This window comes from Streptomyces sp. NPDC052079, assembly GCF_040680275.1.
Lineage (GTDB): Bacteria > Actinomycetota > Actinomycetes > Streptomycetales > Streptomycetaceae > Streptomyces.
Genome location: NZ_JBFAWL010000008.1, coordinates 146941 through 169799, shown reverse-complemented (window position 1 = coordinate 169799; position 22859 = coordinate 146941). Strand labels below are relative to the sequence as shown.

At 72.4% G+C, this 22859-nt stretch carries 19 protein-coding genes and 1 pseudogene; 9 read left to right on the top strand and 11 right to left on the bottom strand.

Features of this window, described 5'->3' with window-relative positions; genetic code table 11:
• Both AB0L56_RS15810 and AB0L56_RS15805 read right to left on the bottom strand, forming a co-directional pair.
• Positions 1-945 carry a phosphotransferase gene (locus AB0L56_RS15810; RefSeq protein ID WP_365423566.1) on the bottom strand — a complete coding sequence of 315 codons (945 nt, stop codon included), beginning with the start codon at positions 943-945 and terminating at the stop codon, positions 1-3.
• 49 nt (positions 946-994) lie between these two features.
• Complete coding sequence (locus tag AB0L56_RS15805; RefSeq protein ID WP_365423563.1) at positions 995-2122, bottom strand: Xaa-Pro peptidase family protein; 1128 nt, start codon at positions 2120-2122, stop codon at positions 995-997.
• Between the two features lie 196 nt (positions 2123-2318).
• Here AB0L56_RS15805 and AB0L56_RS15800 point away from each other — a divergent pair, with 196 nt between their 5' ends.
• Positions 2319-3074 carry a metallophosphoesterase gene (locus AB0L56_RS15800; RefSeq protein ID WP_365423560.1) on the top strand — a complete coding sequence of 252 codons (756 nt, stop codon included), beginning with the start codon at positions 2319-2321 and terminating at the stop codon, positions 3072-3074.
• A 498-nt stretch (positions 3075-3572) separates the two neighbouring features.
• Positions 3573-3710, top strand: coding sequence for a hypothetical protein (locus tag AB0L56_RS15795; RefSeq protein ID WP_365423557.1), 138 nt, complete (start codon positions 3573-3575; stop codon positions 3708-3710).
• A 107-nt stretch (positions 3711-3817) separates the two neighbouring features.
• Here AB0L56_RS15795 and cyc2 read toward each other — a convergent pair whose 3' ends face one another.
• The 4 genes and pseudogenes from cyc2 to AB0L56_RS15775 all read right to left on the bottom strand — a co-directional run bounded on the left by cyc2 (position 3818) and on the right by AB0L56_RS15775 (position 10004).
• Positions 3818-5974 (bottom strand): germacradienol/geosmin synthase Cyc2, encoded by a 2157-nt coding sequence (gene cyc2 / locus AB0L56_RS15790; protein WP_365423554.1) that lies wholly within the window; start codon positions 5972-5974, stop codon positions 3818-3820.
• Positions 5975-6069: 95 nt separating this feature from the next.
• The gene (locus tag AB0L56_RS15785) at positions 6070-7248 is read right to left on the bottom strand and encodes a damage-control phosphatase ARMT1 family protein (protein ID WP_365423551.1); all 1179 of its coding nucleotides are present in this window, start codon (positions 7246-7248) and stop codon (positions 6070-6072) included.
• A gap of 37 nt (positions 7249-7285) precedes the next feature.
• On the bottom strand, positions 7286-7933 hold the full coding sequence (locus AB0L56_RS15780) for a ScbR family autoregulator-binding transcription factor (RefSeq protein ID WP_365423548.1): 648 nt from the start codon (positions 7931-7933) through the stop codon (positions 7286-7288).
• Between the two features lie 255 nt (positions 7934-8188).
• Positions 8189-10004 (bottom strand): annotated as a pseudogene (locus AB0L56_RS15775) (S8 family serine peptidase).
• A gap of 364 nt (positions 10005-10368) precedes the next feature.
• Here AB0L56_RS15775 and AB0L56_RS15770 point away from each other — a divergent pair.
• The 6 genes from AB0L56_RS15770 to AB0L56_RS15745 all read left to right on the top strand — a co-directional run bounded on the left by AB0L56_RS15770 (position 10369) and on the right by AB0L56_RS15745 (position 16875).
• Positions 10369-11301 (top strand): lytic polysaccharide monooxygenase, encoded by a 933-nt coding sequence (locus tag AB0L56_RS15770; RefSeq protein WP_365423545.1) that lies wholly within the window; start codon positions 10369-10371, stop codon positions 11299-11301.
• Positions 11302-11928: 627 nt separating this feature from the next.
• Complete coding sequence (locus tag AB0L56_RS15765; RefSeq protein WP_365423542.1) at positions 11929-12933, top strand: substrate-binding domain-containing protein; 1005 nt, start codon at positions 11929-11931, stop codon at positions 12931-12933.
• A gap of 51 nt (positions 12934-12984) precedes the next feature.
• Positions 12985-15444: a nitrate- and nitrite sensing domain-containing protein gene (locus tag AB0L56_RS15760; protein ID WP_365423539.1), complete on the top strand. Its 2460-nt coding sequence runs from the start codon at positions 12985-12987 to the stop codon at positions 15442-15444.
• A 55-nt stretch (positions 15445-15499) separates the two neighbouring features.
• Positions 15500-15931: a roadblock/LC7 domain-containing protein gene (locus AB0L56_RS15755; protein ID WP_190165912.1), complete on the top strand. Its 432-nt coding sequence runs from the start codon at positions 15500-15502 to the stop codon at positions 15929-15931.
• A gap of 1 nt (position 15932) precedes the next feature.
• Complete coding sequence (locus AB0L56_RS15750; RefSeq protein WP_365423536.1) at positions 15933-16292, top strand: DUF742 domain-containing protein; 360 nt, start codon at positions 15933-15935, stop codon at positions 16290-16292.
• Positions 16279-16875 (top strand): ATP/GTP-binding protein, encoded by a 597-nt coding sequence (locus AB0L56_RS15745; protein WP_361034062.1) that lies wholly within the window; start codon positions 16279-16281, stop codon positions 16873-16875. The genes AB0L56_RS15750 and AB0L56_RS15745 overlap by 14 nt, the downstream gene beginning before the upstream one ends.
• Positions 16876-16926: 51 nt before the next feature.
• On the opposite strand, the gene AB0L56_RS15740 is transcribed toward AB0L56_RS15745, so the two are convergent.
• The 4 genes from AB0L56_RS15740 to AB0L56_RS15725 all read right to left on the bottom strand — a co-directional run bounded on the left by AB0L56_RS15740 (position 16927) and on the right by AB0L56_RS15725 (position 20447).
• Positions 16927-17883, bottom strand: coding sequence for an ABC transporter substrate-binding protein (locus AB0L56_RS15740; protein WP_361034059.1), 957 nt, complete (start codon positions 17881-17883; stop codon positions 16927-16929).
• A gap of 79 nt (positions 17884-17962) precedes the next feature.
• Positions 17963-18628, bottom strand: coding sequence for an ABC transporter permease (locus tag AB0L56_RS15735; protein WP_365423531.1), 666 nt, complete (start codon positions 18626-18628; stop codon positions 17963-17965).
• Positions 18625-19326 (bottom strand): ABC transporter permease subunit, encoded by a 702-nt coding sequence (locus tag AB0L56_RS15730; protein ID WP_365423528.1) that lies wholly within the window; start codon positions 19324-19326, stop codon positions 18625-18627. Before AB0L56_RS15730 ends, AB0L56_RS15735 begins: the two co-directional genes overlap by 4 nt.
• Positions 19323-20447: an ABC transporter ATP-binding protein gene (locus tag AB0L56_RS15725; RefSeq protein ID WP_365423526.1), complete on the bottom strand. Its 1125-nt coding sequence runs from the start codon at positions 20445-20447 to the stop codon at positions 19323-19325. The genes AB0L56_RS15730 and AB0L56_RS15725 overlap by 4 nt, the downstream gene beginning before the upstream one ends.
• Before the next feature lie 242 nt (positions 20448-20689).
• On the opposite strand from AB0L56_RS15725, the gene AB0L56_RS15720 reads away from it, so the two are divergent.
• Complete coding sequence (locus AB0L56_RS15720) at positions 20690-21691, top strand: NAD-dependent epimerase/dehydratase family protein (RefSeq protein ID WP_365423523.1); 1002 nt, start codon at positions 20690-20692, stop codon at positions 21689-21691.
• 53 nt (positions 21692-21744) lie between these two features.
• Here AB0L56_RS15720 and AB0L56_RS15715 read toward each other — a convergent pair whose 3' ends face one another.
• On the bottom strand, positions 21745-22857 hold the full coding sequence (locus AB0L56_RS15715; RefSeq protein ID WP_365423520.1) for a HAMP domain-containing sensor histidine kinase: 1113 nt from the start codon (positions 22855-22857) through the stop codon (positions 21745-21747).
• Positions 22858-22859: the final 2 nt, after the last annotated feature.

Below are 22859 nucleotides of genomic sequence, written 5' to 3'. Positions count from 1 at the left end.
TCAGGGCATTTCCACGCCGTCCCTGAGGTCCGTCACCCGCTCCAGCATGATCGGTTCCCAGGCCCGTCGCAGCCGGGTGCGCAGGAGCGGCAGCGGGCCGGCGGTGCGGCCGGCGAGGGCGTTGGCGAGATGGACGACGGCGTCGCAGCGGGCCAGCCAGAGGCCGCGCAGGCAGGCGCGGGCGCCGTACCCGGCGAGCGTGGCGGCGCGGACGGCGGCCGGGGCGCCGACGGCGGCCGCGAGGCCCGCGATGTCCTCGGCGGGGTCGCCGACCGCCGCCGCGTCCCAGCCGAGGACGCCGCGCACCCGGCCGTCCGCGGCGAGAAGGAGGTGCTCCCCGGTGAGGGCGCGGTGGACGAGGACCGCCGTGCCGGGCTGGGCGGCGAGCTGGACCGCGGCGGGCGGGGTGAGCTGGTCCAGCCGTCCGGAGTCGAACTCGTCGGCCGCGGCCAGCCGTTCGGCGGCCTCCCGGGCGGCCCGGCGCAGGGCCTCGAGCGACCTCGGGGCCACCCGCGGCACGCCGAGTGTCGCCGCCTGCCGCGCCGGCACCTCGCGCAGCCCCGTCAGCAGCCCGGCCAGATCGGTCTCGCCGACGGCGGAGACGGTGTGCTCCTCCGCCGTCCCGCCGGGCAGCCGGGTGTCGAGGGTGCAGAGCAGCCCGGGCGCCCACTCCCCCTGCGCCGCCAACGCCGGCAGCGCCACCGGCACATGCGGCCGGACGAGGTCGCGCAGCCGCGCTTCGCGGCGCCGACGGGCGCTCGCCTCGCGGTCCGGGGCGAGACGCAGCACATGGTGGGCGCCGACCCACCAGGCGGAGGCTCCTTCGGAGACGGGCCGGACGTCGGGTCCGGCCGCGGCTGCCGTGCCGCCCGTGTCCCTGCCCTTGAGCAGGGTGCGGGCCAGTCGGCGGACGGTGTCCGCGGTGGGTGTCGGTGCCTGGGTCATGTCGCGCCATTGCCGTTCGGGGAGGCAGGGAGGGGACGTCTGGGGCCGTTCAGTCCACTATGACCATCTCCCGCGTGGTGTCGTTCAGCCGCCGCCCGCCGTCCTCGGTCACGGTGACGATGTCCTCGATGCGCACACCGAACCGGCCGGGCAGATAGACGCCGGGTTCGACGGAGAAGCACATGCCGGGGACGAGGGGCTGCTCCTCGCCCTCGATCATGTACGGCGGTTCGTGCGTGGTGACGCCGATGCCGTGCCCGGTGCGGTGGATGAAGTACTCCCCGTACCCGGCGTCCGCGATGACCGCGCGGGCGGCCCGGTCGACGTCCTGGCAGGCGGCGCCGGGACGCACCGCGCGGAAGCCCGCCTCCTGCGCCTCGCGCACGAGGTCGTGCACCCGGCGTTCCTCCTCGGTGGGTTCGCCGACGTGCACGGTGCGGGAGGTGTCGGAGCCGTAGCCGCCCTTGAGGCCGCCGAAGTCGAGGACGACCATGTCGCCGCGTTCGATGACGCGGTCGCCGACCTCGTGGTGCGGGTTGGCGGCGTTGGGTCCGGAGGCCACGATGGTGAAGTCGACCTGGGAGTGGCCGAACCGGCGCAGCAGGGCGGCGAGATCGGCGGCGACGTCCACCTCGCGGCGGCCGGCGAAGGCGACGCACCTGACCTCCTCGAACGCGGCGTCGGCGGCCGCTCCGGCTTCGGCGAGGAGGCGGAGTTCCGCCGCGTCCTTGACGGCGCGCAGCATGGGCAGTGCCTCGGTGAGGGAGGCGTAGGAGGTGCCGGGGAGCGTCCTTTGCAGGCCGAGCAGGTGCATGGCCCAGGCGTTGTCGCTGATGCCGTACCTGCCGCCCGCGTCCAGCAGGGCGGCGGTGACGGCGTAGGGGTCCTTGCCGTCGGTCCAGTCGCGCAGGGTGAGGGCGGGGGCGCCGGTGGCGTGTGCGGCGTCCGGGGCCTCCAGGGTGGGGACGACGAGCACGGGGTCCCGGCCGGGCGCCAGGACCAGCAGGGTGAGCCGCTCGGTGACCGCGGTGGGGGTGTAACCGGTGAGCCACACCAGGTCGGGGCCGGGCGCGACGAGCAGTCCGGCGAGTCCGGCGTCGGCGGCCTGCCGCGCGGCACGCTCCATGCGGGCCTTGTAGTCGTCGGCGGTGAAGGACGCGGGCGTGGTGCCGGTCATCCGGGGGCCTCCCAGGGCGGACGTCGGGGCTACGGGCAGCATCCTGCCCGGCGGGCGGGAGCGACGCGAGCCGGTTCGCCGTCTTCGTGCCGCGGTCCTTCCCGACTAATGGCTCATTTGCCCAGCCATGAGGTCTCAATCTCATGATGAGATCACCATCGGACATGGGCAGGCACAGCCGAGGAGGCGTACGACCGTGCTGGTACTCGCGCACATCAGCGATCTGCATCTGGACGGAACCGCCAGGGCGACCGAGCGCGCCCGGCGGGTGCGCGACCGGCTGTGGGAGCTGCCGGTCCGGCCCGACGCGCTGCTGGTGACCGGGGACATCGCGGACCACGGCACCGAGGCCGAGTACGAGGAGGCCGCCCGCCTGCTGGGGCTGCGCGACGGAAGCGCCCCGTTCCCGGTGCTGACCTGTCCGGGCAACCACGACAGCCGGGTGCCGTACCGCACGGCGCTGCTGGGGCAGCCGGCCGCCGACGGGCCGGTCAACAGCGTGCATGTGCTGGACGGCGGCGCCGTGCTGATGTGCGACTCGAGCATCCCGGGGCGCGACGACGGCGAGCTGGACGCCGAGACCTGTGCGTGGATCGAATCGACGCTCGACGGACTCCCCGACGGTCTGCCGGCCGTGCTCGCCTTCCACCACCCGCCGGTACCGCTGCACCACCCCCTGCCCGACTCCTACCCCCTGCGCGCCCCGGAACGGCTGGCGGACCTGCTGGCGCGCCGACCCCGGGTGGCCGGGCTGATCACCGGTCACGCCCACACCCCGGCCGCCACCACGTTCGCCGGCCGCCCCGTGCTGGTCGGGCCCGGCGTGACATGGACGTTGCGGCTGCCCTGGGAGGGCGAGCAGATCGCGGACCGGGACGCGCCGGTCGGGCTCGCCTTCCATGTCCTGGACGACGAGGGGCGGCTCACCAGCCACTTCCGGGTGGTCATGTGACGACGCCGGGAACGGCCGTCAACTGCCGGTAGCCGCCGCCGGCCCGGCGTACGGTCAGCTTCACCTCGGCGCCCGGCGGGCCCCGGCAACGGCAACTGCCAGGTCGGCGGCCGAGTCGACGCGCCGACCGGCGAAGGCGCGGAGCACGTCGCCCGGTACCAGGGCCTGTCCGGCGGATCAAGTCGGGGGAAAGGGGCGGCGCCGTGCAACCCAGGTGAGCGGGGTCTGGTGCGTCCAGCTGCAAGGCGGAGGAGGGAGTCGACGCGATGGGGCCTCCCCCCGCTCATGGGGGTCCCCCCGCTCATGGGGGTCCCCCCGCTTGAGCGAAGCCGAGAGTGGTGGAGAAGCCGAGAGTGGTGGAGAAGTCGAGAGTGGGGGAGTCGGCGACCGACGACAACGCCGCAGATGGGCGTGCCAGACGCGCTCCCCGGCATGATCCGCCGGACAGGCCAGGCCATGGGCCGACCGACCCGCGAGGGGAGCCGTTCCCGTTCCCGTATGCCGATTCAGCTCGGCCAGGCCGCCCGCGCCGACGCCGGTGGCGCCCATCGCTCCAAGCCCGACCCCGGACAGCACCAGGACCGCACCGGCCGTCACGCTGAGCACCGCAGTCACCAGCGGCCGTCCGCGCCGTAGCCCGGCGGGCCCGGAGGGCTTCTGGGGTCCGCCCGGGGCCCCGGGTATGGGCTTGGGCCGCAGTGCGGGTTGTTGCATGGTTCGCCTCCGGCGGAAGTGCCGGGCCGTCAGGCCGGGACCGGTGGAGCCGGTGTGCGGTACGGGAGGAAGCCGTGGACCCGGCTGGACAGGTACGCGTCCTGGTAGCGCGGGACGCTCCGGTGCCAGTTGAGGATGCCCGCCATCCAGTTCTGCAGGTCCGTCACATAGCCCCGCATGATCTTCCGTGCGTCTTCCGACAACTGGAAGTCGTCGTAGACGACCGGCAGTTCGCGCGCCACGACATGCTGGAACTGGCGCATGCGCTGGTTGATCAGGTCCTGCACCACGGGCAGCGCGGTCGGGTAGTCGACGCCGAAGAAGTTCTGCACGACGAGGATCGCGTTGTGGATCTCTCCCTCGAACTCGATCTCCTTCTGGTAGGAGAAGACGTCGTTGAGGAGGCAGGCGTAGTCGATCGCCGCGTTCTCCAGGGAGCGCACGGGACCGCTGCGGTAGACCTCGGGCGGCACCGCCGGCCCGTGTCCGGCGCGGCAGAGCCCCAGGGTGAGATCGGAACCGAAGGTGGCGCGCCGCATCTCCAGGTAGTCCACCGGGTCCGGGACGCGGTTCTGGATCTGGTTGGACAACTCCCACACCCAGGCCTCGGTCATCGCCTCGATCGCCGACTTCAGGGGGCGGCGCTCCTCGGGGGTCATGCCGGCCGTCGTGCGCGCCCACAGGTCGATCAGGGAGCGTTCCATGGCGTTGGCGGGCGGTGGCACCGGCCCGTCGTCGAGGGGGGTGCAGGCCGCGAGGCGGGCCGTGGTCATCCGGGCGGCGGCCAGGTCGCGGCGGTGGCCGTACACCAGCGGGTAGTAGTCGTCGCCGTAGGTGCCGAAGGCGAGCCAGTCCGAGGCGAGGTCGAGCTGTTCCTGGGTGGCGTCCGGGTCGAGGCCCGCCGCGCACAGCGGCAGGTCGCAGCTCGCCAGCTTGTCCTCGTCCCAGACGCCCTCGCTGAGGATGCCCATGCGCCGGGACCACTCCAGCAGATGCCGGCGCGAACCGTCGAGGGCGGGGCTGAGCCGCAGCGCGAACGGCATCTCGATGTGGGGGATGACCGACGGGCCGACCTTGGGGAACGGCACGTGGGTGTAGGCGCGCAGGCGGCGGGCCCCGGTGCCTGCGAGCAGCGCGCCGATGCCGGCGGCGGACGTGCCGAGGCCGGACGGCGACTGCCAGGGGGAGCCGGAACGCGCGCCCTCGTTCATGTACCGGCTGGAGCGCAGATGCCATTCGTGACCGCCGGACTGCCAGTCCTGGAGCCCTTTCACGTAGGCCGCCACGGCCGCGAGCTGGTCCGGGGTGAGGCCGTTCTCCAGCGCGGCCGCGGGGACTTCGGTCAACGCGGTGTGCTCGAACTGGTGCAGTCGTGAGGTGAGGACGTCGTTGACGATGTCGGCGGCCTCCTGGGTGGTGCAGCCGAAGAACGTCTCCAGGACGAGCACGCCGTTGCTGAGTTCGCCCTCGTCCTCGACCTCCCGCTGGTAGGAGAACAGGTCGTTGCGCAGGTGCACGGCGTCGGAGAACGTCTCCATCAGCACCCGCAGCGGCCGGGTCCGGGCGACGGCGGCGGGGACTTCGGCGGTCGCGTACTCCACGAGTCCCGCCGACCAGGGGGCGCCTCCCACCTTGCGGCGCATCTCGATGTACTCGACGGGGTTGGCGATCCGCCCCTCGTGGATGTTGGACAGCTCCCACATCGACTCGTTGAGGAGGTGTTCGGTGGCGAGGGCGAACCGGCGGCGCCAGTCGGCGGACATCGCGGGCACGGTGCGCGCCCACAGGTCGGCCAGACCCGCCTCGACCGGGTTGTCCGGCTCGGGGACGGGGGTCGCCGGGTCGAGCGGCATGAACAGCGGCAGCCGGTCCAGGTGGGCCTTGCCGGCGGCGCGGTCCTGAATGCGTTTGTACTTCTCCAGGAAGTGGTCGTCGAAGAAGAAGACCCACACGTACCAGTCGGTGACGAGAGAGAGGGCGGGGCCGTCGCAGTCGGGGTGGGTATAGGCGCAGAGCAGGCCGTAGTCGTGCGCCTCGAGGTCGGCCTGCTCCCAGACCCCGCTTCCCTCCAGCATGCCCATCTTGCGTGCCCACGCCGTCGAATGGGCGCGGGCCTCGTCGACGTGCGGATTGAGCCGCGCGGGGTGCGGCAGGTAGAAGTGCGGGAGTTCGAACGGCTGCGTCATGGCCGGGAGCTACCCGTGGCCCGGTGGTGACATCCGCCGGCCGGGAGGTGATCACACCATCGCGTGAACCCTGCTCCGTACGGGAGTCGTGGAGTTCAGGTCCGTACCTGGATCAGCGCGTGGGTGCCGCTCGTGCGCCAGCGCCGGCCCTCCGCGGCCGTCAGCGCCGCCTCGGTCTCGGCGCTCAGTCCGGTGATCACGTCGGACTTGAGGGTGCGCAGGGCAGCGACCGGCCCCGGGAAGTATGCGGTGACGTCCGCGAAGGGGGTGGTCGGGGGCCAGTGGCGGTCTCCGACGAGTCGGCGGTAGTTGAGGTCGCCCTTGAAGACGGTGAGCGTGGCGGCGGCGAAGTCGGCGCGCAGGTCGTCCGGCATCTCCTCGTAGGGCAGGGGCGCGCAGGAGAAGGGGTGCGCGCGGAGGGTGATGCGGCCGTCGGCGAGGGCGTCCCACAGGCCGCGCCCGTACTCGGCCGCCGCTCCCCCGGCGCCGGTGAGCCGGCGGACCGCGTCGAGGACGTCGGCGGTGGTGGCGTCGGAGACGTAGTACGGGTACGGCTTGATGTGCAGCAGGGCCCGGCCGATGCGGCCGTGCGCCAGCAGATGTGCGATGAGCAGCAGGTCGGGGACGAGTTCGCGGCCCGCGTTGTCGGCGACCAGGCACAGCGTGCCCGTGCCGCTGGGGCCGAGCAGTGGCCACAGCCGCTCGCTGTCGTCGGCCACCAGGGCGGGGACGGCGGCCGTCTCCTGCGTTCCTTCGGCGGACAGCCGGAAGCCGAGGTCGGCGCGGTTGCCCCACAGGGAGCCGTGCAGCAGTGCCGTGGCCTGGTCCTGCTCCGGGCGGCCGGTGAGGTCGTCGAGCGCGGCCAGTTCCTCGTCCGTGGCGGGCGAGTGGAGTTCGGCGAGTTTGGCGGGGCGGAACGGGTCGATGCCCTGCCAGGGGCCGGGGTCGAAGTAGCCGACCGCGTGCAGCAGTCGGCGGTAGAACCAGCTCTCGGACCACAGCCAGGGCACGTCGTACCAGGAGCGGCCGGCATAGGTGTCCATGCCCCAGGCCGTCCAGCGCTCCCGGTCGTGCGCGTCGGCGGGGAGGGGTTCGATCGTGCCCCGGGTGCAGTTGGCGAGCAGGGCGTCGAGTGCGGCGCGCTGCCCGGGTTCGTAGGGGAAGGCGTCGCGCACCTGCCGGATGATCGCGGGGTGCCGCTCGGCCAGCACACTGTGGGGGAACGTGCCGGGCTGGTCGGCGACGATCACGGGCGCGGTGGGGGTGTCGGACATGCGGCTCACCGTAACGCGCGTGCGTGGCCGCCGGGCGTCACACCGGGGCGATCTCCCGTTCCAGCCGTGCGGCCAGGCTGAGGTAGCGGGCGCGCCGGGTCACGGGGACCAGACCGCGGATGAGGATCTGCCACATCTCCGCCGTGCGGCGGGGCTGGCGGGCGACGGATTCGCGGGAGCGGCCGACGACGCGGGTGCCGACGAAGAAGCAGACGAGGGAGTGGGCCACGACGTCGATGTCGACGTCCGGATGGACGTCCGCCTCCTTGACGGCGCCGAGGAGCCGCGCGGTGACGATGTCCAGCCACTCGGTGAACGGATGGCTGAGCGGCGGACGCGGGTGGGTGCCGCCGGTGGCGAGCCGCAGACCGGCCCGCAGCACGGGGTCCTCGGCCGACATCCTGGCTATGGAGAAGGTGAGGCGCATCAGCGCCTCCAGGGAGGTGTGCCCCCGTATCTCGGTGTCCCGGGCCAGTCCCCGGCAGGTCGCGGACTGCTGCTCCAGGATGGCGTGGGCGAGGTCCTCCTTGGCGGCGAAGTGGAAGTAGAGGGCGCCCTTGGTGACATGGGCGTGCTCGACGATGTCACTGAGACTGGTCGATTCGTACCCCTGCCGGTCGAACAGGTCGGCGGCGGCCGTGATGATCGTCGCGCGGGTCTGCTCGGCGCGTACCTGCCTCGCCATCGACTGAACTCCTGAGCCGGAAAGGAACGGGTCATGCCGTTTGTTTTAACGCCCCGTACACGATAACTCACCCTCCGGCGACAGTCATCGCCCTGGCATGCAACCGCATTTGGGCACATCCGACATAACAAACGCGCTATGTGAAAGAAAACAGCGCGTCCGGTATCTAAGTGTGTCAGGTGCCGGCGCAAAAGAGAACGGCGGGCCGACCGGTGCCCCATCCGCACCGGCCGACCCGCCTGCCCGTGGGGTCGCTCAGAAGGTCAGCTGCCAGCCGTTGAGCCGGCCGGTGTCCCAGGACGCGGTGTCCTGCACCCGCAGTTTCCAGGTCCCGTTGGCCGTCTCGGTGGAGGCGTTCACCGTGTAGGTGGTCCGGACATCATCCGCGGAGTCCGAGGAGCTCGCGGACTTCAGGCGGTACACCGAGCCCGTCCGGTGCGACCAGGTCGACGACCAGGTCGCCGCGGTAGGTGTGGGTGATGTCCACGCCCACCTGGAGGGCGGCCGGCGCGTTGCCGCCGCGTCCGGAGACGGTGATCGGGGACTCGATCGCCGGGCCGTTGTCGGGGACGGCGACGGCGGTGGAGCTCGCGTAGGTGGAGCCCGTGGACGTACCGCCCTTGACGGCCTGGACGGTCTTCGCGGCGTCCGCGAGACCGGCACCGCAGCCACCGGAGCAGGTGCCGGGCAGGGCACGGGCGTTGGACTTGATCGCCGACTCGGTCTGCGCCGGGGTGAGGGCGGGTGCGGCCGACTTCATCAGCGCGGCGAGGCCCGCGATGTGCGGGGCCGCCATGCTGGTGCCCTGGTAGAAGGCGTAGTTCTCGGTCGAGGGGGTGCGGGCGCCGGAGTTCAGCGTGGAGAGGATGCCGTTCGCCGAGCTGGTCCGGGTCTCGCCGCCGGGGGCGGCGATGTCCACGGTGGAGCCGTAGTTGGAGTAGGAGGCGCGGCTGCCGGAGCGGTTGGTGGCGGCGACGGTGATGACGTTGTTGCAGTTCGCCGGCGAGGAGTTGGCGGCGTTCTGGTTCTCGTTGCCGGCCGCGACGACCACCGTGGTGCCCCGGCTCACGGCGCCGTTGATGGCGCTCTGGGTGGCGGTGGAGCAGGCGCCGCCCCCGCCGAGGCTCATGTTGATCACCTTCGCCGTGTTGGCGTTGGCGGGCACCCCGGAGACGGTGCCGCCGGACGCCCAGGTGATGGCGTCGATGATGTCGGAGTCGTAGCCGCCGCACTTGCCGAGCACGCGCACCGGGGAGATCTTCGCGCCGTGGGCGATGCCGGCGATGCCCTTGCCGTTGCCGGTGGTGGCGGCGATGGTGCCGGCGACATGGGTGCCGTGCCAGGAGGAGTTGCTGCCGGCGGCCTGGCCGCACTCGCCGGCGGCGTACCCGTCGCCGGGGTCGGCCGGGTTGCTGTCGCGGCCGTTGCCGTCGACGGAGACGGCGGTGTCGGAGATGAAGTCGTAGCCGCCGACGACGTTCGCGGCGAGGTCGGAGTGGGCGACATAGCCGGTGTCGATGACGGCGACGGTCACACCGCTGCCGGTGGCGAGATCCCAGGCGCCCGGCACCCGCATGCCGGCCGTGGACTCGAACAGGTCCCACTGCTTGGCGTACTCGGTGTCGTTCGGGGTGGCCAGCGGCTTGTTGAGGCGGTCCGGCACCACGTAGGCGACCTGCGGGTCGGCGCTGTACTCGGCGACGACGTCGGCGACTTCGGCGCGCGTGGGCCGCTTCCCCAGGTCGACGAGGGCCGCTCCGGTGCCCAGGCGGCGCCGGAAGCCGACGTCCTCGCCCGTCCGCTCGCCCTTGGCGGCGGCGTCGGCGGCGGCGGCCTGGTCCGACCGGGCCTCGGCGGCGCCGGACTTGTAGCCGACGATGAGCCGCTCGGCCGGGGTGCCCGGGGCGGCCTCGGTGCGGGCCGTGGGGACGGCCGGCGCGTCGGCGGGCGCCTCCTGGGCCACGGCGGCCTGGACGGAGGCGGCCGTCAGCAGGGCGGCGGAGAGTGCGGCGACGGATATCAGCGTCCGTCTCGGGGACGATCCCCGGGAAGGGTTCGACGAGGTACGCAAGGGTGTGCCTTTCGTGCCGGGACTCCGGGCAGCGCGGAGTGTGGGGGAGGGGAATCGATTCGCTTCGTCCTCGAAGCGAGGGGGGTGAATCGACGTGCGGCAGATCGGCCGGCCGGGCGCGATGGCGGCGGCCCCGTCCGGGGGTCACCCGGAGGCCGGCCGCGCTCGAACGATAGGCAGCGCGCGGCCCGCCGGGATACGGGGGAAACCCTCGATCCGGCGGCCAACCCACCCTCGACGAACGGCGGTTGACCAGGAAGGGGACGCTATGCCCCGCATCGGTACGGCCGTGAACGCGCCCGGCGGTTCATCCGTACTCCTCGGAAGCACCCCCGTGCGTTCCCGCCCGCAGGAGGCGTCCCGGATGTCCCGGACGACCGCACACCGCACCGCGCTCGCGGCGGCCCTCGCGACCCCGCTGCTGCTGCCGCTGTGGTCCGCGGCGCCGGCCCACGCCCACGGGGCGCCGACGGATCCGGTGAGCCGGGTCGTGGCGTGCTCGCCGGAGGGCGGTGAGCGCGCGGGGTCGGCGGCGTGCCGTGCCGCGGTCGCCGCGAACGGCGGCCCCTTCACGGCGTGGGACAACCTGCGGGTGGCGAACGTCGGCGGCAGGGACCGGCAGCGGATCCCGGACGGGAAGCTGTGCAGCGGGGGCCTGCCCGCCTACCAGGGCCTCGACCTCGCCCGCGCCGACTGGCCGGCGACCCGCGTGGCGCCCGGCGGGTCCCTGCCGATGACGTACGTCTCGACGATTCCGCACACCGGAACCTTCCGGGTGTATCTGACGAAGCCCGGCTACGACCCGGCGCGGCCGCTCACCTGGTCCGACCTGCCGGAGCGTCCGCTCGCCGAGGTGAGCGACCCGGCGCTGACCGACGGCGCGTACCGCTTCCGGGTGACGCTGCCGTCGGACCGGTCGGGGCGTCATGTGCTGTACACCGTCTGGCAGAACAGCAGTACGCCGGACACGTACTACTCGTGCTCGGACGTGGAGTTCCCGCAGAAGAAGAAGCCGGCGTCCGCGGAAACGGAGGAGCGCGGCCAGAACGAGAGGAGAACGGAGGAGAAGACTCCGGACGGTGGTGCGGCGAAGGTGACCGCGAGCCCCCGCGCCTCGGACACTCCCGCCCCAGGCACCCCGGCGGCCTCCGCCCCGGAGCCCGCGAGCACCCCGGCGGCCCGGACCACCGCCGCCGCCTCCTCCGGCCCCTCCGCCCCACTGCTCGCGGGCGGTGCCCTCGCCGTCCTGGTGCTCACCGGGGCCGCCGCGCTCGCGCTGCGACTGCGCCGGCGTTAGGGCCTGTCCGGCGGATCATGCCGGGGACACGGGTCTGCCACGCCCATCTGCGGCTTTCTCGTCGGTCGCCGACTCCCCCACTCCCGACTTCTCCCCCACTCCCGGCTTCTCCCCCACTCCCGGCTTCTCCCCCACTCCCGGCTTCTCCCCCACTCCCGGCTTCTCCCCCACTCTCGGCTTCTCCCCCACTCCCGGCTTCTCCCCCACTCTCGGCTTCGCTCAAGCGGGGGGACCCCCATGAGCGGGGGCACCCCCATCGCGTCGACTCCCTCCTCCGCCCTGCAGCCGGACGCACCAGACCCCGCTCACCCGGGTCGCACGGCGCCGCACCTTCCCCCCGACTCGATCCGCCGGACAGGCCCTAAACCCGGAGCGCGCGCAGGTAAGGCGTGAGCGCCCGTACCGTCCGTTCGGTTCGGGGTGCCGAGATGCGGTGCCCCGTGCTCACGGTTCATCACAATGCGGCAGCAACACCTCACTTCACGTGGCCTTTCACTTGACGACCAGTGGTCGCACACGGTTGGCTCCGGGCCAGCGAGAGTCACCCGGCCGGCGCACGCGCCCAGCGGCTGCCGTACGAGCTCTCCCCTGCTCTTGCTCTGCCGCACAGCGAGGTCCGCACTCCTCATGAACACTCGTCCCCCGTCCCGCCGCTCCCCGAGACACCGCCTGGTGGCCCTGGCAGCCGCCGTCGTTCTCGTCGCGACCGGCTGTTCCGCCTTCGGCGCGGCCGACGACGCCTCGGACTCGGACGACGCGAACGGGTCGGGACGGCTGAGGATCACCCTGGTCACCCACGGCAACGAGGACGACCCCTTCTGGGACCAGGTGCGCAAGGGGGCCGAGGCGGCGGCGGCCAAGGACGGCATCGATCTGACGTATGTGGGCGACCCGGACCCGGCGGGACAGGCGAGACTGGTCCGTGAGGCGGTCCGCGACGGCGTCGACGGCATCGCACTGACCCTCGCCAAGCCCCAGGCCATGCGGGGCCCGGTCAACGAGGCACGGTCCGCGGACATCCCCGTGGTCGGGCTCAACTCGGGTATGGACGCCTGGAAGTCGGCCGGGCTGTCGGCGTTCTTCGGGCAGGACGAGAGCGTGGCGGGCCGGGCCGTCGGCGAGAAGCTGAACAAGCTGAAGGCCGACCACGCCCTGTGCGTCGTCCACGAACGCGGCAACGTCGGCCTGGAGGCCCGCTGCGCGGGAGTGAGGAAGGCGTTCCGCGGAACGACGGACAACCTGTACGTGGACGGCACCGACCTGCGCGCCGTCTCCGGCATCCTCAAAGCCCGGCTGCGGCAGGACCCGACCATCGACGAGGTCGTCACCAACGGGGCGGACGTCGCGCTCACCGCGGTGGACGCGGTCACGGAGGCCGACAGCGACGCCGACGTCGCCACCTTCGACCTCAGCGACGACCTCGTGAAGGCCGTGCGCGGCGGCACCGTGCGGTTCGCCGTCGACCAGCAGCCGTATCTGCAGGGCTATCTCGCCGTGGACGCGCTGTGGCTGTACCGGAACAACGGCAACGTCAGCGGCGGCGGGGTCGCGCCCGTGCTCACCGGACCGGCGTTCGTCACCAAGGCCAACGCGGACTCCGTCGCCGGTTTCACCGCCGGTGGAACCCGGTGACGGGCCGTCCCGTGCGTGCCTCTTCCACCATCCGACCGCTCTAGGACCACGATGTCTCCACGGACAGGTGCCCGGCGCCGCTTCGGCTCCATTCGTCTCTCGCTGTTCCTCCTCGCCCTGGTGCCCAGCGTCACCCTCGCCGGCATCTGGGGCACGACGACGATCCAGATGTTCTCCGAGGGGGAGCAACTGCGGTCCCAGACGGCGCTGAGCCGGTCGACGGGCGCGATGGGCACGCACGCCACGCTCGCGCTGCAGAAGGAGCGCAGGCTGACCGCCGCCTGGCTGGCCGATCCGGGGAGCTCTCGCACCGCCCTCGACAGACAGCGCGAGGAGACCGACGAGGCGGTGGCGAAGCTGGTCGGTCAGGCGGACGCGATCGCCGAGGCACCGGCGCGCGTCTCCGACCGGATGTACTCGGTGCTCGGCTCGGTGGGCAGCCTGGAGTACTACCGGGGCCAGGTGGACGACCCGAGCGACATCACCGCCGAGGATGCGCTCGACCAGTACACCACCATCATCGACCACCAGATCCACGCCTTCCGGGAGCTCTCCCAGGTCGACGACGGGGACCTGACCTCGTGGGCCCAGCCGCTCGTCGCGCTCGAGCACGCGGCGGAGATGGTCTCCCAGGAGGACGCGCAGCTCACCCTCGCCTGGCCCTCCGGACGCCTCGACGCGGAGAGCTGGACCGAGTTCTCGGAGATGGTCCACACCCGCCGCTGGCTGGTCAAGGACCAGATCATCCCCTCCCTGACCGGCAGCACCAAGACCCGGGCCGAACGGATCATGTACAGCCCCGAGTGGCGCGCCCTGGAGGCGGTCGAGACCCAGGTGCTCGCCACCCGGGCGGACGGCAAGGACCGCAGCGTCGAACTGCCGGAGCTGCGGGAGCAGTGGAGCGAGGCCATGGCCAAGGTCTCGCCGCAGTACCACACGATGATCCGGCAGGAGACCGACGCGCTGCTCACCCGCAGTGCCGACGAGGCCCGGGCCCTGCTATGGACTGCCGCCTCCCTGAGCGCCGCCGGACTCCTCGCGCTGCTGCTGTGCATCGGGCTGTCCTGGCGCATCACCCGCTCGCTGTCCCGCCGGCTGCGCGGTCTGCGGCTGGCCACCCTCGGTCTGGCGCAGGAGCGGCTGCCCGACGTGGTGGCCCGGCTGGAGCGCGGTGAGAAGGTCGACATCGAGTCGGCGGCGCCCCCGCTGGACTACGGGCACGACGAACTCGGGCAGGTCGCACAGGCGTTCAACATCGCACAACGCACCGCCGTGCACACCGCGGTCGAACTCGCCGACACCCGGCGGGGTTTCCAGAAAATCATCCTGGGCATCGCCCGGCAGAGCCAGAACCTGGTCAACCTCCAGCTCAGCAAGCTGGACACGCTGGAGCGCCGGCACACCGACCCCGAGGTCCTCAAGGGCCTGTACGAACTGGACTCCACGGCCAGCCAGTTGCGCCGGTACGAGGAGAACCTGGTCATCGTCAGCGGTGAGCGGCCCGGCCGTACCTGGAGCGAGCCGGTCGCGCTGATCGACATCGTGCGCAGCGCCGTCGGGGAGGTCGCCGAGTACCAGCGGGTCGAGGTGATCACCGAGGAGGAGGTGTCGCTCGCCCCGCCCGCGGTGGCCGACGTGATCCATCTGCTGGCCGAGCTGATCGACAACGCGACGATGTACTCGCCGGCGCCCAGCCCCGTCGGGGTGCGGGCGGCGATGGTCGCCAAGGGGCTGGCCGTGGAGGTCGAGGACCGGGGCCTCGGCATGTCGGAGGACGACTACGCCTCCCTCAACGCGCAGTTGGCCAAGCCGCCGCAGTTCGACGTGGTGGCGCTCGCCGACGACCTCCGGCTCGGCATGTTCGTGATCGCGCAGCTCGCGCACCGGCACGGCATCGCCGTCACCCTGCGCCCGTCGCCGTACGGCGGGACCACGGCCATCGTGCTGATCCCGCACGAGGTCGTGGTACGCGACGAACCGGCCGGCCACGGCGGCCGGGAGACGGCGGACACCGGGGCCGTGGAGGACACGGCGGACACCGGGACTGCAAAGGACCCGGCGGACACCAGGGCCGCGAAGGACCCCGCGGACGAGGAACGCGACGGCTCCGCCGCCGGCGCGCCGGAGCGTGCGGCCGCGCGGGAGACGGCGCCCCGGCCGGCCACCGCCGTACGGACCGCCCCCGCACCGTCCGCCGAGGCGGCGCCCCGCCCGGACGGTCTCGTGCCGCTCCCCCGCCGGGTGCCGCAGACCAGCCTGGCCGCCGAACTGCGCGAGGAGCCCGCCCCGGACACGGAGGACCAGGCCGCCGACGACTTCACCGCGGAACGCGCCGCCTCCTCCCTGGCCGGCTTCCAGCGGGGCACGCTGCAGGCACGGGACGAGGAACCGCACCACGCCGGCACCGGGGACGGACGGTCCCCCGCGCCGCTGGAGGGTGGCCCGGACCCGTCACGGGAGCCCGAGGCCCCTCCCGGGCTCCCGACCCGCACCGCTGACGCCGACCGCTGACCGCCGACGCCGACCGCCGACCGCTGACCGCTGACGCCGAAGAAGGAACACCGCCATGACTCGCCCCATCCCCGCCACCCACACCCAGCTGGACCAGCTGCTGACCGGACTCGTGGAACGGGTCGCCGACGTGAACCAGGCCGTGGTGCTCTCCGAGGACGGGCTGGTGGTCAGTAAGTCCACCGGCTTCCTGCGCGACGACGCGGAACGTCTGGCGGCCACGGCCTCCGGTCTGATGAGCCTCAGCAAGGGCGTCAGCATGGATTTCCGCGGCGGCCCGGTGCGCCAGGCGCTCATCGAAATGGCGCACAGCTTCCTGATCCTCACCTCGGCCGGGCCCGGCGCCCATCTGGTGGTGCTGACCGGTCCCGGCGCGGACGTCGGCGTGGTGGCGTACCAGATGAACATGCTGGTGAAGAAGATCGGCGAGCACCTCAGCGCGGCACCGCGGGACACCGCCGGGCCCGCCGTCGACCCAGGCGCGTGAGGTGGGGGAAAGCGACTCGGCGGGCCGGCTGGTACGGCCTTTCACCCTGACCGGCGGCCGGACCCGGCCCAGCCGCGCCGACTTCACGCTCATCACCACGGTGACGGCGGCGGACCCGCAGCCCGAGACGGCCGCCCGGCCGCAGCCCGAGCATCTGCGGATCCTGCGACTGTGCGCCCGGCCGATGGCGGTGGCCGAGCTCGCCGCGCGTCTCGACCTGCCGGTGAGCGTGGTCGTCATCATGCTCTGCGACCTGCTGGAGGCGGGCCGGATCACCGCGCAACCGCCGCATCCCGTCACCGGCACCACCCCGGATCTGGACCTGCTGCAGAAAGTGAGGGAGAGCCTTGGCCGGCTCTGACACCACCGCTCAGGCGTCCGCCGACCGTACGGCACCCGACACGGTCAAGATCCTGATCGCCGGCGGCTTCGGCGTGGGCAAGACCACCATGGTCGGCTCCGTCAGCGAGATCGCCCCGCTGCGCACCGAGGAACCGCTGACCATGGCGGGACTGGACGTCGACGACCTGGACGGCATCGAGGAGAAACGTGCCACCACGGTCGCCATGGACTTCGGCCGGATCACCGTCTCGGACGATCTCGTGCTGTACCTCTTCGGCACCCCGGGACAGCAGCGCTTCTGGTACATGTGGAACGACCTGGCGCTGGGCGCGCTGGGCGCGGTGGTCCTGGTGGACGTGCGCAGACCCAAGTCCAGTTTCGCCGCGATCGACTTCTTCGAACGCCGGGGCATCCCCTTCGTGATCGCCGTCAACGGCTTCCACGGGGAGCACCCGTATCCGGTCGAGGACATACGGGAGTCGCTCACGCTGCCGGAGGAGGTGCCCGTGCTGCTGTGCGACGCGCGGGAGCGGGAGTCGAGCCGGGACGTGCTCATCGCGCTGATCGACCGGCTGATCGCCCAGGCGGCTCCGGCCCGGTGAACCCCCGTGCGGGGTGCGGCCGTTCGCCGCACCCCGGGCCCGGTTGACCGGTCAGTCCAGACCGGCCGACTTCAGCCAGGCCTTGGCCACGTCCAGCGGGTCCTTCTTCTCCAGCTGGACCTGGGCGTCGAGGTCGAGGAGGGTCGCGGTGTCCAGTTTCGCCGATACGGCGTTGAGCGCGTCCACGCCCTTCTGGGGGAGGCCGTCCTTGTGCACGAGCGGGGTGACGTTGGCGAATCCGAAGAGGTTCTCCGGGTCCTTCAGGACGACGAACTTCTCCTTCACGATGGTCGGGTCCGTGGTGAAGACGTCGGCGGCCTGGACCTCGTTACCGGCAAGCGCCGCCTGGGTCAGCGGGCCGCCCGCGTCCAGCGCCTTGAAGGACTTGAACTTCAGTCCGTAGACCGACTCCAGGCCCTTCAGCCCCTGCTGCCGGGTCTGGAACTCGGGCGAGCCGCCGATGACCAGGTCGGGGGCCATGTCCTTGAGGTCCGCGAGGGTCGACTCGGCGGTGAGGCCGTACTTCTTCGCGGTCGCGGCGTTGACGCTCACCGAGTCCTTGTCCTCGGCCGGTGACGACTCCAGCAGGGTCAGCTTCTTGTCCAGCTTCGCCTTGACCGCCTCGTTCACCGCCTGCGCCGACTCCTGCCCGGCCTCGGGGTCGAGGTAGGCGAGGAGGGAGCCGTTGTACTCGGGCAGGACCGTGATGGAGCCGTTCTTCATGAGGCCGTACGTCGTCTCACGGCTGCCGATGTTGTGCTTGTAGCTGACCTTGAGTCCCTTGGCGCGCAGCGCCTCGCCGTAGATGTCGGCGAGCAGGGTGCTCTCGGCGAAGTTGTTGGAGCCGACGACGACGGTGCCCGCCTCGGCCTTCTCCCCCTGGAGGGGGTTGTCGGAGGTGTCGTCGGAGGAACAGCCCGCGAGCAGCGCCGCGGCGGCGGTGAGCGCGACGGCGGCCGCGCCGGTGTGCCTCGTCCTGGATCTGCTGCTCTTCGCGGTAGAAGTCATTCACCGATCCAATCCAGCCGTTTTACGGTCCGTCAAGAACGTGGTGGTCACGGTTTGTCACAGGCGGCCCGGCCGGTGGTCAGCGCCTGCGCACACCGGGCGACACCGCGAGCCGTCCCGCGGCCCAGAACAGCGCGAGGGTGGCGAGGGCCAGGACCGCCACCAGCGTGGCGCCGCCTACCACCTTCTCGTAGTCGCGCTGGTAGAGCCCGTCGATGATGTACCGGCCGAGGCCGCCGAGACTGACGTACGCGGCGATGGTGGCCGTCGACACGATCTGGATGGCCGCGGAACGCAGACCGCTCAGGATCAGCGGGAGCGCCACCGGCAGTTCGACCTGGAAGAGGATCCGCGACTCGTGCATGCCCATGCCCCGGGCGGCGTCCACCGGGGCGGGGTCGACGGAGCGGACCGCCTCGTAGGTGGTCACCAGGATGGGCGGGATCGCGAGGACGACCAGCGGGATCATCACGGGCAGCAGGCCGAAGCCGATCAGCAGGACGGCCAGCACCAGCAGCCCGAAACTGGGCAGGGCGCGGGCGGCGTTGGCGATGAAGGCGAGCGCGTTCCCGCCGCGTCCGGTGTGTCCGGTGAGCAGGCCGACGGGCAGGCCGATGGCGGCGGCGAGGGCGAGGGCCAGCAGGGAGTACTGGACGTGCTCCCAGAAGCGCTGCGGGATGCCGTCGTAGCCCTGCCAGTGGGAGCCGTCGCTGAAGAAGGCGTTGATGAAGTTGAGGACGTTCACCGGACCGCCCCCTCGGGGCTGATCTCTTCCCGCTGTGTCGCGGGGGGCCTGGCACGGGTGCCGCGCGGCATCCAGGGCGTCACCAGGATCCGCAGCAGGACCAGCAGGGCGTCGCACACGATCGCCAGGACGGCCATGGTGAGCACGGCGTTCACGGCGAGTTCGGGCCGGTCGTACTTCTGCGCGGCCGCGAGCAGATTGCCGAGGGCGCCCTGGTTGCCGATCAGCGCGCCGACGCTGACCAGGGAGATGCTGGACGCGGTGGCGACCCTGAGTCCGGCGATGATGGCGGGCGCGGCGATCGGCAACTGGACCTGGAGGTAGCGGCGTACGGGGCCGAAGCCCATGGCGGTGGCGGCGGCCAGGGTCTCGTCCGGCACCGAGCGCACGCCGTCGACGATCGCCGGGACCAGGACCACCAGGCTGTACAGGGCCAGCGGGATCATCACGGTGAGTTCGGTCTGGCCGGTGTAGTCGATGAGGACGACGAAGAACGCCAGCGAGGGGATGGCGTACAACACGGTCGTCACGCCGAGCACGGGCGGGTACAGCCAGCGGAAGCGTCCGCACAGCTGGGCGAGCGGCAGGGCGAGGACCAGCCCGGCGGCCACCGGCAGCAAGGCCTCCCGCATGTGCAGCCCGATGAGGCCGGTCCAACTGTGCTGGAGATCGCTGGGGATGTCGAAGAAGCCGCTCATCCGGCGACCTTCTCGTCGTCGGTACGGCCGGCCGTGTGGGCGGCGCGGATCGCCTCGCCGATGGTCTGCTGGGAGACGACGCCCGTCACCCGGCCGTCGTCGTCCACGGCGACCGCCCAGCCCGTGGGCGAGAGCACGGCGCAGTCGAGGGCGACCCGCAGCGAGTCGGTACCGGGCACGAACGGCCGCCCGTACGGCAGGAGTTGATCGGCCGGGATGTCGCCCGCGGTCAGCGCATCGCGCTCGGCCCAGCCGAGCGGGCGCCCGTCCGGGCCGGTCACCAGAAGGTACGGGACCTCGACGGCGGCGGTCCGTGCGGCGGGCGCGTCGGCCGGGACCACGGCGTCGGTGGTCAGCTCCAGTCCGGCGGAGGGGAAGAAGGACAGCCGGCGGATGCCGCGGTCGGCGCCGAGGAAGTCCTCCACGAAGCCGTCCGCGGGACCGGACAGCAGCTCGGGGGGCGGCGCGTACTGGGCGAGCCGGCCGCCGTCGCGCAGTACGGCGACCATGGTGCCGAGTTTGATCGCCTCGTCGATGTCGTGGGTGACGAAGATGATGGTCTTGCCCAGCTCGTCCTGGATCCGCAGGAGTTCGTCCTGCAGTCCCTTGCGCACCACGGGGTCGACCGCGGAGAACGGCTCGTCCATCAGCAGCACCGGCGGGTCCGCGGCGAGCGCCCGTGCCACGCCGACGCGCTGCTGCTGGCCGCCGGAGAGCTGGTACGGGTACCGCCTGGCCAGCGAGGTGTCCAGGCCCACCCGCTCCATCAGCTCCGCCGCCCGCTCCCAGGCCCGCTGCTTGCCCCAGCCGAGCATGCGGGGCACGGTCGCGATGTTGTCGACGATCGTGCGGTGCTGAAAGAGCCCGGCGTTCTGGATGACGTAACCCATGGACCGGCGCAGGGAGGTGACCGGTTGTTTCCGGCTGTCCTCACCGTCGAGCAGGATTGTTCCCTCGGTGGGTTCGACCATCCGGTTGATCATGCGGAGGGTGGTCGTCTTGCCGCAGCCCGAGGGTCCGACGAGGACGGTGATCGAGCGGTCGGGGATCTCCAGCGACAGCCGGTCGACCGCTACCGTGCCGTCCGGGTACCGCTTCGTGACTGAATCGAACCGTATCAAGACGCCGAATGCCCTTCGGGTGGCGGAAGTTTCTGACCGGGGTCGCACGCTCTGTCGCCGGTGAGTGTAGACGCCACCACCGACAGAACCCCGGATCTCCCGTCGACGGCGCGGGCCCGCGGCGGTGTTCACCGTACGGCTGCCGCCGGACGGCGGTGCCTCGCGGGCCGCGGGTCTTACGGACCCGTGACGTGAGGGGCGGGGTCCCGCTTCCGGGCGGGGTGCGGGCCTAGCGTGGGCGCATGCGTGTACTGGTCACCGGCGGTGCCGGATTCATCGGGTCCCATGTCGTCGAGGCGCTGCGCGAGCGCGGACACGAGCCCGTCGTGTTCGACGTCCGCACCGATCCGACGGCGGACGTGCGCTCCCCCGGCGCGGTGCGCGAGGCCCTGTCGGGCGTGGACGCGGTCTGCCATCAGGCGGCGATGGTCGGCCTCGGCACCGGGTTCACCGACGCCCCGGAGTACGTCTCCCGCAACGACCTGGGTACGGCGGTGCTGCTGGCCGCGATGGCGGAGGCGGGCGTGGGGCGGCTGGTGCTGGCCGGTTCGATGGTGGTGTACGGCGAGGGCCGGTACGCCTGTGCCCGGCACGGGGTGGTGCGGCCGGGGCCGCGGTCCGTCACCGACCTCGCGGCCGGACGCTTCGAACCCGCCTGCCCGGAGTGCGGGGCGGACCTGGAACCCGGACTCGTCGGCGAGGACGCCCCGGCCGACCCGCGCAACGTGTACGCCACGACCAAGCTGGCCCAGGAGCACCTGGCCGCCGCCTGGGCACGGTCGACGGGCGGCTCGGCGGTGTCGCTGCGCTACCACAACGTCTACGGCCCCGGCATGCCCCGCGACACCCCGTACGCGGGCGTCGCCTCCTTCTTCCGCTCGGCACTGGCCCGCGGCGAGGCCCCGCGCGTCTTCGAGGACGGCGGCCAGCGCCGGGACTTCGTCCACGTACGGGACGTGGCGACGGCGAACGTCGCCGCGCTGACGGCGGACCCGGCCGCCGGGACGCTCACCGCGTACAACACGGGCAGCGGTACGCCCCACACGGTGGGCGAGATGGCCCGTGCGCTGGCCCAGGCGTACGGCGGCCCGGACCCGGTGGTCACCGGAGAGTACCGGCTGGGCGACGTCCGCCACATCACGGCCGACTCCTCGCGTCTGCGCGCGGAACTGGGCTGGAAGCCGGAGATCCCCTTCGAGGAGGGCATGCACGCGTTCGCCTCGGCGGGCCTGCGGGGCGACTGAGCCCCGACGGCGGGTCAGGGAGGCCTGCGGGACGACTGAGTCCCCCTTGCGGGTCAGGGGTCCGTTGCCGGGAGGGTCACCTCGAAGCGGCAGCCGCCGGTGACGTTGCTGACCGTGGTGCTGCCGCGGTGGGCCTCGACGATGCCGCGGACGATGGCGAGGCCCAGGCCCGCGCCGGCCGGCGGGGTGCGGGCGTGGGTGCCGCGCCAGCCGGTGTCGAAGACACGGGGCAGGTCCTCCTCGGGAATGCCTCCGCAGCCGTCGGTCACGGACAGCACCACGCTCTCGGCCGAGCGCCGGGCGGCGACGGCGACCGTGCCGTCGGACGGTGTCCTGCGGATCGCGTTGACCAGCAGGTTGCCCAGGACGCGGCTCATCTCCCGCCCGTCCACCTCCACAGGCACCGGTTCGACCCGGTCGCCGACGAGCCGTACGCCGTGTTCGCGGGCGAGCGGGTCCGCGCCGGCGAGGGCGTCACCGACCAGGTCGTAGAGGGAGATACGGGACGGCGAGAGGGTCAGCGTGCCCGCGTGGATGCGGGAGAGCTCGAAGAGGTCGCCGACCATGTCGTTGAGGCGTTCCACCTCGGTGCGGATCTGCCTGAGGTAGCGGTCGGGTTCGGCGGCGACCCCGTCCTCGAGGGCCTCGGCCATCGCGCGCAGTCCGGCGAGCGGGGTGCGCAGGTCGTGGGAGATCCACGCGACGAGTTCCCGCCGGGAGGACTCCAGGGCCCGTTCGCGGTCCCGTGACTCGGCGAGCCTGGCGCTGGTGGCCTCCAGCTCCCGGCTGAGCGCGGCCAGTTCGGCGGTCGCCGGGCCGTCGGGCGCGGCGAAGTCGCCGCCGTCGCCGAAGGAGCGGGCGGCGAGCGTCAGGTCCCGGCTGCGGGCGACGACCCAGCGGCCCAGCAGCAGCGCGGTGACCGTGGAGACCACGGCGGCCATGGCGACGACCGTCGTGACCACGCTCAGGTCGTGCGCGGAGAGGAACATGGCCTGGGCGACGGCCAGGGTGCCGGCGAGCATCGCCGTCACCGCGACCCCGGCGACCACCGCGAGATGCGCGGTCAGCGACCACCGCCGGATCAGCAGCAGCACACACGCGCCGAGCAGGCCGGCCGCGGCGGCGCCGACGAAGGCGAACAGGGCGATGAGGACCGTGTCCCGCATGC